The following is a 13,512-nucleotide window of genomic DNA, read 5'->3' on the forward strand; positions in this document are numbered from 1 at the left end:
AGTGAGCGAGGGGCCGCCGGGCACCGATCCGGCCTCGGTCACGGTCGCCGTCGACGCGATGGGCGGCGACCGCGCGCCCGACGCCATCGTCGCGGGCGCGCTCCAGGCCGCGGCGACCCTCGACGTCGACATCCTCCTCGTCGGTTCCGAGGCCCGGCTGCGGCCGCTCGTCGGAGACGCCGCGCGCGTCGCGCTGCTCGACGCGTCCGAGGTCGTCGAGATGCACGAGCCCGCGACCGCGGTACGTACGAAGCGCGACGCGTCGGTCGTCCGTTGCGCGGAAGCGGTGCGCGACGGCCGCGCGGCCGCGATGGTCGGGGCGGGAAACACCGGCGCGACGATGGCCGCGGCGCTGCTGCGCTTCGGCCGGCTGCCGGGCGTGAGCCGTCCCGCGATCGCGATCCCGGTGCCGGTCGCCGGCACGCAGACGCGACAGCTTCTCGTCGACGGTGGCGCGACCGTCGACCCCGAGCCCGAATGGCTCGTGCAGTGGGCGCGTCTCGCGCGTGAGTACGCGCGCGTCCGTCTCGGCGTCGACGAACCGACGGTCGGGCTGCTGTCGAACGGCGAAGAGCCCGGCAAGGGCGACGCGCTGCGCAAGGACGCGTTCGCGCGGCTGTCTTCGGTGAAGGGCTTCATCGGCAACGTCGAAGGGCGCGATCTCTCGCGCGTCGCCGCCGACGTGATCGTCACCGACGGCTTCACCGGCAACGTCGCGCTGAAGACGCTCGAAGGCGCGATGCTCGGTCTCGCGGGCCTCGTGTTCTCGATCCTCGACGAGCCCGAGTTCGCCGCCGTGAGCGAGCCGATCAAGCTGCGCCTGCTCGCGGCGGCCGCCGACCTGATGCCCGACGAGACCGGCGGTGCGATGCTGCTCGGCGTCGACGGCGTGTGCGTGATCTCGCACGGTTCGTCGGGCGAGCGCGCGATCGTCAACGCCGTTTCGGTGGCCGCCGCGTGCGCGCGGGCCGACGTCGTGAGTCGGCTGCGCGGGGTGATGGCCGATGCCGGCTGAGACCCACAGCCACCGCAGTCCCGTGGCGCGCGACGAGGTGAGCCGGCTCGTGCGCGAGCGACTCGCCGAGATCCTCGAGGTCGACGACGACGCCGTGCGCGCCGATGCGCGCCTGCGCGACGACCTGCACGCCGACGACTTCGCGCTGATCGAGTGGGCCGAGGCGATCGAGGACGAGCTCGGCGAGCGCACCGTCGGCTTCAAGCTCGCCGACGACGACCTCGCGGAGCTCGACACCGTCGCCGACGCGATCGACTGTGTCGTCGCGCGGCTCGAGTCCGGTGGAAGCGCGGCGCCCGTCGCGGACACACCCCCGCCCGAGCCCGATCCCACGCTCGACGCGCTCGAGGCGCGCATCACCTATGCCTTCCGCGACCGCGCGCTGTTGCGGCGCGCACTGTCGCACCGGTCGTGGTGCGCGGAGAACGGCGGGCACGAGTCCAACGAGCGCTTCGAGTTCCTCGGCGACTCGGTGCTCGGTGTGGTCGTCACCGACGACGTCTTCCGCCGCTTCCCCCACCTTCCCGAAGGCCAGCTCTCGGAGGTGCGCGCGGGGGTCGTGAACGCGCGTGCGCTCGCCGAGATCGCGGCCGAGATCGGCCTCGGCGCGTGCCTGCTGCTCGGCAAGGGCGAGGACGCGGGTGGCGGTCGTGCGAAGCAGTCGATCCTCGCCGACGGGTTCGAGGCGTTGATCGCCGCGGTGTATCTCGACGGCGGGCTCGAGGCCGCGACCCGTCTCGTGCTCGATCACGTGGGCCACCGCATCGGTGTGTCCGCCGACGGTCCCGGTGGACGTGACTACAAGACCCGCCTCCAGGAGCTCGCCGCGGCGCGCAGCTTGGGGCGGCCGCGGTACGTCGTGCGCGACGAGGGGCCCGACCACGCGAAGAAGTTCTTCGCGGTCGTGCTGCTCGACGGCGAGGAGTCCGGCACGGGGACGGGCAATTCGAAGAAGGAAGCCGAGCAGGAGGCCGCGTGGTACGCCTGGTCGGGCCTGCAGGAGGGGGGCCAAGGTGCCGGAGCTACCTGAGATCGAGGTCTTGCGTCGAGATCTCGAGCGCGACCTCGTCGGTCGCAAGATCAAGAGCGTCGAGGTCGACGGGCTGAAGCCGATTCGCCGTCACCGCACGAAGAAGGCGTTCACCGGCCTGCTCGACGGCCACAAGATCACGGGCGTCGAGCGGCGCGGCCGTTACCTGCTCATCCGCCTCGACGGTCCCGACGTGCTGCTCGTCGATCTCGGCCCGACGGGCTCGCTCGTACGCGCGAAGACCGCGCGCACCGCGGTGACGAAGGGCACGCACGTCGTCATCACGTTCACCCAGGGCGGGCAGTTGCGCTACTCCGACCCGAAGGTGACGGGCGAGATGTTCGTCACGCCCCTCGAGGGCATCGCCGACGAGGTGAGCGAGATCGCCGCGAAGGGTCTCGACCCGCTCGAAGCGTCGATCTCGTGGATCGACTTCGGGCGCCTCATCGCGGGCCGGCACGCGAAGTTGAAGGCGCTGCTGATGGACGCGAGCGTCCTCACCGGGATCGGTCCCGTGTACAGCGACGAGATCCTGTTCGCGGCGGGACTGCGGTGGGATCGCGAGAGCGACTCGCTCACCGACCAGGAGATTCGTCGTCTCTATCGCGCGATCGTCGAGACCGTGCAGGAGGCCGTGAAGTACGCGGGCTCACGCGCCGCCAACAACAGCGACGGCGACGGTGTCGACCACACGGGTAGCGGCGAGAACCACCGCTTCAAGGTCTACGAGCGCGAAGGCGAGGCGTGCCGGCGGTGCCGGCGCCCGCTCGTGAAGCTGCGCGTCGGCAATCGCCCGGTCTTCTTCTGCGAAGCGTGCCAGGTGTAGGTGCATCCGCCGGAGCCGTGTAGGGCCGCGCGTACGCTCCTCGCCGGAGGAGGGGCCGCGCGGTCGGTCATCGCATGTTCCTGAGGTCCTTGACCCTCAAAGGGTTCAAGTCGTTCGCCGAGAAGACGACGCTCGAGTTCGAGCCCGGTGTCATGGTCGTCGTCGGGCCGAACGGCTCGGGCAAGTCGAACCTCGTCGACGCGGTCGCGTGGGTGCTCGGCGCGCAGGGTGCGCGGGCGCTGCGCGGCGGGAAGATGGACGACGTCATCTTCGCGGGCACCGCCGATCGGCCCGCGCTCGGGCGCGCCGAGGTGTCGCTCACGATCGACAACGCGTCGCAGATGCTGCCGATCGAGTTCACCGAGGTGACGATCACCCGCACGCTCTTCCGCACGGGCGAGTCGGAGTACGCGATCAATGGCGCGTCGTGCCGACTGCTCGACATCCAAGAGCTCCTCTCGGACTCGGGCATCGGTCGCCAGCAGCACGTGATCGTCGGGCAGGGTCAGCTCGACGCGGTGCTGAACGCGCGCGCCGAGGACCGGCGGGCGATCATCGAAGAGGCTGCGGGCGTCCTCAAATACCGCAAGCGCAAGGAGAAGGCGGAGCGCCGGCTCGAGGCGACCGAGGCGAACCTGCTCCGGCTCACCGACCTGTTGCGTGAGGTGCGGCGCCAGCTGCGTCCACTCGAGCGGCAGGCCGACGCCGCCCGTCGTCACGACGGACTGCAGACAACGCTTCGCGAGATCCGGCTGCACCTCTCCGGCCGCGACATCGAGATGCTCACGACGCGGCTCGAACGACGCGGCCTGCGGCGGGGCGAGCTCGGAACATCCGAGGCCGAGGTGCGCGCGCGTCTGCGCGTGCTCGACGCCGATGTCGCGCGGGCCGAGCGCGAGCTCAGCCGCCCCGGCGACGACGACGTCGCCGACTTGTTGATGCGCGTCGAAGCCGCTCGCGAACGCGGTCGCGGTCTGCAGGCACTCATTGCCGAGCGCGCGCGCGGCATCGAACGGGAGCTGCTCGCCGCCGCCGACGAAGGGGTCGTGGAGACGCTCGTCGCCGACGCCGCGTCGCTGCGCGACGAGCTCGCCTCGGTCGAGCTCGAACGCGAAGGACTGCGCCCGCTGCTCGACTCCGCGCGCATCGCCGCGGCGCGCGCCGAAGAGTGCCGCGCCGCGATCGACGACGCGTCAGGACCCGCGCCCGACGCGCGCGGCGCCGCGGAACAAGAGCTCGCGGAGGCGACGCAGCGCTGGAACGACGCGGTCGCGTCGCACGACGGCATCCGCGCGCGTATCGACGCGTTGAGCGCCGACGTGCCGTCGGTTCGCGAGCAGCTGGTCGCGGCCGCTGCCGCGCTCGCCGCGCTGGAGCCCGAGCGGACCCGTACGCACACCGCGCGCGCCGCCGCGGCCGAGGCGTTCCGCGCGATCGAGGCAACCGTCGAACCCGAGCACGCGGCCGAGGGCGACGAGCGTCGCGCCGCCGAGGAGGCACACGAGGCCGCGGTCGCGACGCTGCGGCACGACGAAGCCGAGGCCGCGCGCTGGCGCGCCCGTGCCGACGTGCTCGCGGCGGCCCTCGAAGAGGAGCACGCGACCGCGGGCGGCGAGGCCGTGCGCGACCTGCCGGGCGTGCTCGGACCGCTGCTCGACCACCTCGACATCTCGCCCGGCGCAGAGGCCGCGGTCGAGGCCGCGCTCGGTCCGCACCTGCGCGCGCTCGTCGTCGACGGCGGCGGCGCGGCGCGCGCCGCGGTGGAGCGGTTGCGCGACGGCGATGTCTCTGCGCTGCTGCTCGTCGCCGACCGGTTCGCGCGTCCGGCGGCGTCGGCGCTCACCCATCCCGCCGACAGCCGCCCGTTGTTGGAGATGGTGCGCACGCGGCGCCCCGATCTCGACGCGCTCGTGCGCGCGCTACTCGCACGCGTCGTGCTCGTGGAAGGCGACTGGCACGCCGCGCTCGATGTCGCGCTCGGCGATCCCGAGCTCGTGGTCGTCACGCGCGACGGTGATCGCTTCGGTGGACCGACACCGTGGCGCGCCGGTCCCGCTGGTCGTTCCGCGGTCACACCGTCGACGCTCGCCGACGCGCAGGCGCGCGCCGACGATGCCGAAGGCGGTGCAGTCACGAGTCGCAACGCGCTTGCATCGGCGCGCCGGCGCCTCGATGCCGCACGCGACGCCGAGGCCAACGCGCGCCGCACGCGCCAGGTCGCGTACGACGCGGCGCGTCGCGAGCTCGCGGCGGCCGAGAGTGCGCTGCGCGACGTCGAGACCTCGTCGGCGGGCGCAACCGAACGGCGCGCGTCGCTCGACGCTCGCCTCGCGGAGCTCGAACCCCGACTCGCCGACCTGCCGGCGCGCGCGACCGAGGCCGAGCGCGCGGTCGAGGACACCGCCGCGCAGCGCACGCGTGCGCGCCAGGCACTCGAGGTCGCGCTGACGGCCGAGCGCGAAGCGTCGGCGGCCCGGCGCGCCGCGCAGACCCGCTACGAGGAGGCGCGCGTCGAAGCCGACCGGCTGCGCCGCGAGACCGAGGTCCGTGCGGCCGGGGTCGACGAACGTCGTGGCCTGCTCGCTCGTCGCCTGTCCGACGTCGAGCGCCGGCTCGCCGCCCGTCCGGACGAGGAAGCCGCCGCGCAGCGCCGCCGCGCCGAGCTCGAGGAGCGCGCCGCGGCAGTACAGGCACTCGGCGAACGGCTGCGGGAACGTCTGCGCGGCGGTGACGCGCTGGCGGAGCGACTGCGCCGTCGTCGTGAGCGCGACTCGGAAGCCGCGCGCGCCGCCGGCAAGCGGCTCGACGCGTTGCGGAAGGAACGCGCCGAGGCGGAACGCCGGCTCACGGAGCTGCGCGAGCAGCTGAACCGGCTCGAGCTCGAAGAGGCCGAGACCCGCATGCGTCTCGAAGCCGCGGTCGAGAGCCTGCGGCGCGAGTTCGACTGCGAACCGGAAATCGCGATCGCGGCGCCGCTGCCCGAGCTGCCCGACGGCATCAGCGCCGCGGCACGGGCGCGCGAGCTCGAGCGCGAGCTGCGGCTGCTCGGTCCGGTCAACCCGCTCGCGCTCGGCGAGTACGAGGCGTTGCAGGAACGGCACGAGTTCCTCGAGAGTCAGCTCGACGACGTGAAGAGCACGCGCCGCGAGCTCACGCGCGTGATCCGATCGGTCGACGCCGAGATCGTCGCGGTGTTCGAGTCGGCGTTCGCCGACGTCGCCAAGAACTTCTCGTCGCTGTTCTCGACGCTGTTCCCCGGCGGCTCGGGTCGGCTCACCCTCACCGACCCGTCGGATCCGTTGAGCACCGGCATCGAGATCGAAGCGCGCCCGTCGGGCAAGAACGTGCGCCGGCTCTCGCTGCTCTCGGGCGGTGAGCGCTCCCTGACCGCGCTCGCGTACCTGTTCTCGGTGTTCCGCGCCCGGCCTTCGCCCTTCTATCTGATGGACGAGGTCGAAGCCGCGCTCGACGACGTGAACCTCCACCGGTTCCTCGACCTGCTGCACGAGTTCCGCGACGAAGCGCAGCTCGTCGTCGTCTCGCACCAGAAGCGCACGATGGAAGCGGCCGACGTGCTCTACGGCGTCTCGCTCCCGCCGGGCGGGTCGAGCCGCGTCGTCAGCCAGCGCATGCGCGAGCTCGAGTTGTCCCAACTCCCGGTCTGAGCCTTCTGGTCGCGCTCGCTTCGCGCGCCGCGCCCGCGGGAACCACGATGACCCACCGATAGGCTCGACGATTCGATGCTCTTCATCGCACTGATCGTCATCCTCGCGGTCGTGGTGATCGCCGTGATCGTCGGCGTGAGCCTGGCGCGCAACTCCGCGCGGCGCGGCGGTGTGGTGCTGGAGCCGCCGCCTCCGCCGCCCGCACGGCCGGCCACACCACCGAGCGCGCCGCCCGAGGTCGGCGCGCCACCGGCGCCGGTCGAGGCACCCGCGCCCGCTCCGGCGCCGCCCGCAGTCGTCGTCCCACCCGAGCCCGAGGTCGTCGAAGAGGAGCTCGCACCCGAGCCGGAGGTCGTCGAGAAGCCGCGGCTGCGCGACCGACTCGGACGCACCCGCGCCGCGTTCTCGCGCGTGCTCTCCGGTCGCGGCGGCATCGACGACGACGTGTGGGACGACCTCGAAGAGGCGCTCATCCTCGCCGACGTCGGCGTGACCACATCGACGACATTGCTCGAGTCCGTGAAGGTCGCGGCGCGCGAGCAGAACGTCACCGATGTCGAGGGACTCAACGATCTCGTGCGCACCGCGGTCGTCGATCTGCTCGCCACGACTCCCGATCGCGCGCTGCGCGACGTCGCCGGCGAATCGAACGTGTGGATGTTCGTCGGCGTGAACGGAGTCGGGAAGACGACCACGATCGGGAAGCTCGCCGCGCAACACGTGCACGAGGGTCGCCGGGTCGTCCTCGCGGCCGCCGACACGTTCCGTGCCGCGGCCGCGGAGCAGCTCACGATGTGGGGCGACCGCGTCGGTGCGGAAGTCGTGCGCGGGCAGGAGGGCGCGGATCCGGGTTCGGTCGTCTTCGACGCGATGAGCGCGGCGACCGGCCGCGGCGCCGACCTCGTGCTCGTCGACACCGCGGGTCGCCTGCACACGAAGGTCAACCTGATGGAGGAGCTCAAGAAGCTCCGGCGCATCGTCGACCGCACGCCCGGCGCGCTGCGCGAGGTGCTGCTCGTCATCGACGCGACGACCGGGCAGAACGGGCTCACGCAGGCGCGGCAGTTCGCGGAGGCGGTCGACGTCACCGGCATCGTGCTCACGAAGCTCGACGGCACCGCGAAGGGCGGCATCGTGCTCGCGATCCAGTCGGAGCTCGGCCTGCCGGTGAAGGTCGTCGGCGTCGGCGAGCAGGTCGACGACCTCGTGCCGTTCGATCCCGACGAGTTCGCGGCGGCGCTCTTCGGGTAGGAGCGGCGGCGCGGTCAGGTCCGGGGCATAGGGTTGAGCGCCGTGCCGAACGGAGCAACGATGCGACAGGAGTCATAGGTGTTCGACGCGCTCTCCAACCGGTTCGAGGGCATCTTCGACAAGGTGCGCAGCCGGGGGCGGCTGAGCGACGACGACATCGACGCCGTCGCGCGCGACATCCGGCTCGCACTGCTCGAGGCCGACGTCAACGTCCGCGTCGTCAAGCAGTTCATCACCCGCGTGAAGGAAGCCGCGATCGGCGCGCGGCTGTCGGAGAGCCTCACGCCCGGCCAGCAGTTCGTGAAGATCGTGCACGACGAGCTCGTCGCGACGCTCGGTGGTGTCACCGGCAAGCTCACGATGAGCCCGCGCCCGCCGACGGTCGTGATGCTCGCCGGCCTCCAAGGCTCCGGCAAGACGACCGCGGCCGCGAAGCTCGCTCGACTGCTGAAGAGTCAGGGTCAGCAGCCGCTGCTCGTCGGAGCCGACCTGCAACGTCCCGCCGCGGTCGAGCAGCTGCGCGTGCTCGCGCAGCGCATCGACGTCGCGTTCTATTCGGAAGCGAGTGATCCGGTCACGGTCGCGCGCGGCGCGATGCAAGAGGCGGCGCGCCTCGGTCGCACGGTCGTGATCGTCGACACCGCGGGTCGTTTGCAGATCGACACCGAGCTCATGGACGAGCTGCGCGAGATCCGCGAGGTCGTGCAGCCGCACGACACGCTGCTCGTCGTCGACGCGATGACCGGCCAGGAAGCGGTGAACGTCGCCGCCGCGTTCCACGAGGCGGTCGGGCTCGACGGCGTGGTCCTCACGAAGATCGACGGCGACGCGCGCGGCGGCGCGGCGCTGTCGGTGAAGGAGGTCGTCGGCAAGCCGATCCTCTTCGTCGGCACCGGTGAGACGGTCGAGGACTTCGAGGCGTTCCACCCCGACCGCATGGCCGGCCGCATCCTCGGCATGGGCGACGTGCTCACCCTGATCGAGAAGGCCGAGGCCGCGTTCGACACCGACCAGGCCGAGAAGGCCGCGCAGGTCTTGCAGTCGGGGCAGTTCACGCTCGACGACTTCCTGGATCAGCTTCAGCAGGTGAAGAAGATGGGCCCGCTGCAGAACGTGATCGGGATGCTGCCGGGGCTCCCGAAGGAGATGAAGAACGCGCAGGTCGAGGACTCGGAGATCACGAAGATCGAGGCGATCATCCGCTCGATGACGCTCGACGAGCGCCGCAACCCGAACCTCGTCAACGGCTCGCGCCGGTTGCGCATCGCGCGGGGCAGCGGCACGGCGACGGGCGACGTCAACAACCTCATCAAGCAGTTCAAGCAGATGCAGCAGATGATGCGGTCCATGGGCATCGGGCCCGGCGGCCGCAAGGGGAAGAAGGGGAAGAAGGGCAAGAAGGGCCGGCTCCCGGCCCTCGGAGCTTGATGGCCGCGCTCGCTCCGCTCGCCGCTCCTGACGCCTCGCGCTCCGACTCGGACGGTCCGCAGAGCGACCCCGTCCATTCCGGCGGGCGCGGGCGGTGGGCAGCCCGGCGGCCCCTCCGCCTACACTGACCCGCTGCTCCACATCCAACGAAGGGTTGTTCGTTCGTGTCGGTGAAGATCCGTCTCATGCGCGTCGGCAAGAAGAAGCAACCGACGTACCGCGTCGTGGTTGCCGACTCGCGGAGCCCCCGCGACGGCCGGTTCATCGAGATCCTCGGTCAGTACGCGCCGCGTGCGGAGCCTTCTGTCGTGAAGATCAACGAGGAACGCGCGCTCGAGTGGATCGAGAAGGGCGCGCAGCCGACCGAGCAGGTCGGCAAGCTGCTCGAGATCACCGGTGTGTGGGAGCAGTACCGCGCCAAGCACGGGAGCGCCGCGGCGTCCGCGCCGAAGCCTCACGCGCCGAAGGCGCCCGCCGCGGCGAAGGCGTCCACCGAATGAGCGACGAGGTCGACGACGCCGGCGACGCGGACGAGTTCGACGACGAGATCGCGCCCGAAGGCAACCGCATCTCCGGTGGCCGCACTCGAGCGGTCGTCGAGCACATCGCGCGTCATCTCGTCGACGACCCCGACGCGATCGACATCGCGGTCGAGGAGCGCCGTTCGGGCGACATCACGGTGATCGTGCACGCAGGGCCCGGCGACGTCGGCCGGCTGATCGGCAAGCGTGGCCGCGTGGTGCAGGCGATCCGTCAGGTCGCGCGCGCCGCGGCGGCGGCCGAAGGCGTGCGGGCGACGGTCGACGTCGCCGACTGAGGCCGGCGGTCGCGCATGAGCGCGCGGCTCGAGGTCGGGCGGATCGGCAAGGCGCACGGACTGCGCGGCGAGGTCGTGCTCGACGCGGTGTCGAACCGTGACGAGCGCTTCCAACCCGGCTCGGTGCTCTACATCACCGACGAGGCGCGCACGATCGCGACCGCGCGCCGGCACCAGAATCGTTGGCTCGTACGCTTCGACGGCGTCGACGATCGCACGGCCGCCGAGGCGCTGCGCGGTGCCCTCGTCACCGGTGATCCGCTCGATGCCAGCGACGACGGCGTGCTCTGGGTGCACGAGCTCGTCGGTGCGCGCGTCACCGACCGCGCCGGCACGGACCTCGGAACCGTCACCGCGGTCGAGGCGAACCCCGCGCACGACCTGCTCGTCACCGACGGCGGCGTGCTGATCCCGATCGTCTTCGTCGTCGAGCAGGCGGCCGGCCGCGTCGTCGTCGACCTGCCCGACGGGCTGCTCGAGCTCTACCGGTGAGCGCGATGCGCATCGACGTGTTCACCGCGTTCCCCGAGTACTTCGAGACGCCGCTGCGCGCGTCATTGCTCGGGCGCGCGCAGGAGCGTGTGTTGCTCGACCTGCGCGTGCACGACCTGCGCGAGTTCACGACCGATCGCCATCGCAGCCTCGACGACGCGCCCTTCGGTGGCGGCGCGGGCATGGTGATGCTGCCCGAGCCGCTGTTCGCCGCGGTCGAATCGGTCGCGCCGCCGCGGCCGTTGCTGCTGCTCTCCGCAGCGGGCGCGGTGTTCTCGCAGGCGCGGGCGACGGAGCTCGCGTCGACGTCGGGGTTCTCGCTGCTGTGCGGCCGCTACGAAGGCGTCGACCAGCGCGTCGCCGACCACCTCGCCGACGGCGAGCTGTCGATCGGCGACTACGTGACCGCCGGTGGGGAAGTCGCGGCGCTCGTCGTGATCGAGGCGGTGACGCGGCTCGTGCCCGGCGTGATGGGCAACGCCGAGTCCGGCGCCGACGAGTCGCACGTCGACGGGCTGCTCGAGTACCCGCAGTACACGCGCCCGGCCGAGTTCCGGGGCTGGTCAGTGCCCGAGGTGGCCCGGTCGGGCGACCACGCCCGGGTGGCCCGCTGGCGGCGGGCCCAGATGCTGCACCGGACGCGCGCCCGGCGGCCGGACCTGCTGGCCGACCGGGCCCTGTCGGCCGCGGATCAGGCCGCGCTGGCCGAGTTCCCCGACCCGGAACTGCCCCGGAGCGATCGATCGGGTTAGCATGACGGCCCTCTCCGCGGTGCCCGCGGGTGGCGTGCGCCCGGATCTCGAGGAGTCTCCAGCCATGAACAGGACTGATCTCGTCGACCGCGACTCGCTACGCGACGACATTCCGGACTTCGCGTCGGGTGACACGCTGAAGGTCCACGTGCGCGTGGTGGAGGGGAACCGGGAGCGGGTCCAGGTCTTCCAGGGGGTCGTGATCCGGCGCCAGGGGAGCGGCGCGCGGGAGACGTTCACGGTCCGAAAGGTGAGCTTCGGGGTCGGGGTCGAGCGGACGTTTCCGGTCCATTCGCCGATCGTTTCCCACATCGAGCCCGTGACCAGGGGCGACGTCCGCCGGGCCAAGCTCTACTACCTCCGGGACCGGATCGGCAAGGCCGCGAAGATCAAGGAAAAGCGGGTCTGACCAGGGGTTTTGCCCTGCTCCGGTGACCCTCGCCTGCGGGGTCCGGGGCGGTTCGGGGCCATCAGCGCGGGCCTACACTGAGTCCCGATGAGCGACTGGTGGCGGCCCCGATGAGCACCGAAGACCTGGAACGGTACGAGACCGAGATCGAGCTGCAGCTGTATCGCGAGTACCGCGATGTCGTGCCGATGTTCTCGTACGTCGTGGAGACGGAGCGTCGCTTCTATCTCGCGAACAGTGTCGATCTCGTCGCCAAGAACGAAGACGGTCGCGTCTACTTCGAAGTGACGTTGAACGACGCGTGGGTGTGGGACATGTACCGACCCGCCCGATTCGTGTCGACCGTGCGCGTGGTGTCGTTCAAGGACATCAACATCGAGGAGCTGGCCGGCAAAGAGCTCTGACGCTCCGATGTCGACCGGTGCGCGCCGCTCCGATCCGCGACGCCAACTCGGCAACACCGGTGAGGACGCCGCGGCTGCGTGGTATCTCGCTCGCGGCTACGACGTCGTCGACCGCAATTGGCGCGTGCGCGAAGGCGAGATCGATCTGATCGTGCGGCGCGCCTCGACGCTCGTCTTCTGCGAGGTCAAGACGCGCAGCTCCGATCGCTTCGGATCGCCCGTCGAGGCGGTGACGTCGGTGAAACAGCGTCGGTTGCGAAAGCTGGCGATGTTGTGGCTCGAGGCGCATCGCGGCACCCGTTGCGAGCTGCGTTTCGACGTCGCGTCGGTCACGCCCGGCGGCGACAAACCCGCCGTCGACGTCGTCGAGAACGCCTTCTAACTGCGGTCTTCGTGATCAGAAGCGTTGCGGACGCGCGCGACGCGTCGGCTTGCGGTTCGCCGCCGCGCGCCAGCACGCCGTGTGCCAATGCCGCCGCAGATCTGGCGCGTCGTGCGGCACGACGACCTCGTGTCCTTCGCCGATGCGGATCTCGTGCTCGCAACCCGGGCAGCGGTACGGCTTCGTCGCCTGGTACGGCTGCACGTGCCGGACCTCGACGTCGTCGTGCGCGCCGGTCTCCATCACGTGCTCACAACGCACCGAGCGCCCACAACACGAGCACGGCCACGACGACGAGGGCGCCGATGACGATCAGCGCGTCGCCGCGGTGCGCGACTCGGGCACGGAACGGGTTGTAGCCCACGCCGCTCAAGGTACCGGCCGGGCGCGCGCCCTCCCGCCTCGTCGGAGAAGGGGACGGCCTCGTTGTCCTAGCGCCGCCGCGAGCGGTGCTCGTCGACGGGGAAGTTGCCGGCGCGGGCCCTGCGCACGGCGTCGCGATCGGGTTCGCGCACCCGGCGGAGCCACGCGTTGTGCCACTCCCACGCGGCGCCGCAGACCGAGCACGAGAGCAGCGCCGATCCACCCGAGTACGTCTCGGCGTCGATCGGCGACGCGTCGTATGGACAACGGGTGAACTCCACGAGCCCTTTTCGGCACTTCGGGCGGGGACTGAAGGCGACCGAACCACTGAGCGCGGTCGGCGGCCGCGCTCGCGCGGCGGCGCCCGGGCGCCGTGCCACTCGGTCCCTGCGCAGGTCAGCACGGCCAGAACCGCCCGTGCGCCCGCTGCACCCGGCCGGCGCGCTCCAACTCGCGGACGAGGCCCGCGGTCTCACCGACCGTGGCGCCGGTGAGCGCGACGAGCTGGTCGAGGGTCGCGGGATCGCCCCCCATGGTCCGGAACAGCCGCCGCGCCGGTGGGCTGAGCACGACGGCGGGCCGATCCCACCCGCCGTCGCCGCCGAGGTCGGCCGCGATCGCGGCGTACCCCGACGACGCCGGTGCGTCCTGCGCGAGCGCGAGGACGACATCGGACGG

16 protein-coding genes are annotated in these 13,512 nt (G+C 71.7%); 13 read left to right on the plus strand and 3 right to left on the minus strand.

The features are described 5' to 3' along the window. Nucleotide 1: 1 nt before the first annotated feature. From plsX to VH914_01180, 13 genes are all read left to right on the plus strand, one after another. Nucleotides 2-1,015 carry a phosphate acyltransferase PlsX gene (gene plsX / locus VH914_01120; protein ID HEX4489780.1) on the plus strand — a complete coding sequence of 338 codons (1,014 nt, stop codon included), beginning with the start codon at nt 2-4 and terminating at the stop codon, nt 1,013-1,015. Beyond that, nucleotides 1,005-2,045: a ribonuclease III gene (gene rnc / locus VH914_01125; protein ID HEX4489781.1), complete on the plus strand. Its 1,041-nt coding sequence runs from the start codon at nt 1,005-1,007 to the stop codon at nt 2,043-2,045. Before plsX ends, rnc begins: the two co-directional genes overlap by 11 nt. Then, nucleotides 2,029-2,871: a DNA-formamidopyrimidine glycosylase family protein gene (locus VH914_01130; protein ID HEX4489782.1), complete on the plus strand. Its 843-nt coding sequence runs from the start codon at nt 2,029-2,031 to the stop codon at nt 2,869-2,871. The genes rnc and VH914_01130 overlap by 17 nt, the downstream gene beginning before the upstream one ends. 74 nt (nt 2,872-2,945) lie before the next feature. Continuing rightward, nucleotides 2,946-6,536, plus strand: a complete 3,591-nt coding sequence (gene smc, locus VH914_01135) for a chromosome segregation protein SMC (GenBank protein HEX4489783.1) — start codon at nt 2,946-2,948, stop codon at nt 6,534-6,536. Nucleotides 6,537-6,611: 75 nt separating this feature from the next. Further along, complete coding sequence (gene ftsY / locus VH914_01140; protein HEX4489784.1) at nt 6,612-7,787, plus strand: signal recognition particle-docking protein FtsY; 1,176 nt, start codon at nt 6,612-6,614, stop codon at nt 7,785-7,787. Nucleotides 7,788-7,865: 78 nt separating this feature from the next. Continuing rightward, nucleotides 7,866-9,215: a signal recognition particle protein gene (ffh, locus tag VH914_01145; GenBank protein ID HEX4489785.1), complete on the plus strand. Its 1,350-nt coding sequence runs from the start codon at nt 7,866-7,868 to the stop codon at nt 9,213-9,215. A 170-nt stretch (nt 9,216-9,385) separates the two neighbouring features. After that, the gene (gene rpsP, locus VH914_01150; GenBank protein HEX4489786.1) at nt 9,386-9,715 is read left to right on the plus strand and encodes a 30S ribosomal protein S16; all 330 of its coding nucleotides are present in this window, start codon (nt 9,386-9,388) and stop codon (nt 9,713-9,715) included. Beyond that, complete coding sequence (locus VH914_01155; protein HEX4489787.1) at nt 9,712-10,032, plus strand: KH domain-containing protein; 321 nt, start codon at nt 9,712-9,714, stop codon at nt 10,030-10,032. The genes rpsP and VH914_01155 overlap by 4 nt, the downstream gene beginning before the upstream one ends. A gap of 15 nt (nt 10,033-10,047) precedes the next feature. Next, nucleotides 10,048-10,524: a ribosome maturation factor RimM gene (gene rimM, locus VH914_01160; protein ID HEX4489788.1), complete on the plus strand. Its 477-nt coding sequence runs from the start codon at nt 10,048-10,050 to the stop codon at nt 10,522-10,524. A 5-nt stretch (nt 10,525-10,529) separates the two neighbouring features. Next, entirely contained in the window at nt 10,530-11,276 is a 747-nt protein-coding gene (trmD, locus tag VH914_01165) for a tRNA (guanosine(37)-N1)-methyltransferase TrmD (protein HEX4489789.1), read from the plus strand. 64 nt (nt 11,277-11,340) lie between these two features. Next, on the plus strand, nt 11,341-11,685 hold the full coding sequence (gene rplS, locus VH914_01170; GenBank protein HEX4489790.1) for a 50S ribosomal protein L19: 345 nt from the start codon (nt 11,341-11,343) through the stop codon (nt 11,683-11,685). 110 nt (nt 11,686-11,795) lie between these two features. Beyond that, complete coding sequence (locus tag VH914_01175; GenBank protein HEX4489791.1) at nt 11,796-12,089, plus strand: DUF2469 domain-containing protein; 294 nt, start codon at nt 11,796-11,798, stop codon at nt 12,087-12,089. A gap of 7 nt (nt 12,090-12,096) precedes the next feature. Further along, the gene (locus tag VH914_01180; protein HEX4489792.1) at nt 12,097-12,471 is read left to right on the plus strand and encodes a YraN family protein; all 375 of its coding nucleotides are present in this window, start codon (nt 12,097-12,099) and stop codon (nt 12,469-12,471) included. A gap of 15 nt (nt 12,472-12,486) precedes the next feature. Here VH914_01180 and VH914_01185 read toward each other — a convergent pair whose 3' ends face one another. The 3 genes from VH914_01185 to VH914_01195 form a co-directional block, all read right to left on the minus strand. Beyond that, nucleotides 12,487-12,714: a hypothetical protein gene (locus VH914_01185; protein ID HEX4489793.1), complete on the minus strand. Its 228-nt coding sequence runs from the start codon at nt 12,712-12,714 to the stop codon at nt 12,487-12,489. Nucleotides 12,715-12,902: 188 nt separating this feature from the next. Then, complete coding sequence (locus VH914_01190) at nt 12,903-13,115, minus strand: hypothetical protein (protein ID HEX4489794.1); 213 nt, start codon at nt 13,113-13,115, stop codon at nt 12,903-12,905. Between the two features lie 115 nt (nt 13,116-13,230). Next, nucleotides 13,231-13,512 (minus strand): hypothetical protein (locus VH914_01195; protein HEX4489795.1); only part of this gene is annotated, 282 nt, incomplete at its 5' end.

The sequence above is a fragment of the Acidimicrobiia bacterium genome (genome assembly GCA_036271555.1).
GTDB lineage: Bacteria > Actinomycetota > Acidimicrobiia > IMCC26256 > PALSA-610 > DATBAK01.

Bases quoted from the DNA above. Each gene is read 5' to 3' on its own strand.
- VH914_01185 (HEX4489793.1), bottom strand. From the start codon at position 12,714: ATGGAGACCGGCGCGCACGACGACGTCGAGGTCCGGCACGTGCAGCCG.
- rnc (HEX4489781.1), top strand. From the start codon at position 1,005: ATGCCGGCTGAGACCCACAGCCACCGCAGTCCCGTGGCGCGCGACGAG.
- VH914_01175 (HEX4489791.1), top strand. From the start codon at position 11,796: ATGAGCACCGAAGACCTGGAACGGTACGAGACCGAGATCGAGCTGCAG.
- VH914_01180 (HEX4489792.1), top strand. From the start codon at position 12,097: ATGTCGACCGGTGCGCGCCGCTCCGATCCGCGACGCCAACTCGGCAAC.
- rimM (HEX4489788.1), top strand. From the start codon at position 10,048: ATGAGCGCGCGGCTCGAGGTCGGGCGGATCGGCAAGGCGCACGGACTG.
- VH914_01155 (HEX4489787.1), top strand. From the start codon at position 9,712: ATGAGCGACGAGGTCGACGACGCCGGCGACGCGGACGAGTTCGACGAC.
- rplS (HEX4489790.1), top strand. From the start codon at position 11,341: ATGAACAGGACTGATCTCGTCGACCGCGACTCGCTACGCGACGACATT.
- ftsY (HEX4489784.1), top strand. From the start codon at position 6,612: ATGCTCTTCATCGCACTGATCGTCATCCTCGCGGTCGTGGTGATCGCC.
- trmD (HEX4489789.1), top strand. From the start codon at position 10,530: ATGCGCATCGACGTGTTCACCGCGTTCCCCGAGTACTTCGAGACGCCG.
- smc (HEX4489783.1), top strand. From the start codon at position 2,946: ATGTTCCTGAGGTCCTTGACCCTCAAAGGGTTCAAGTCGTTCGCCGAG.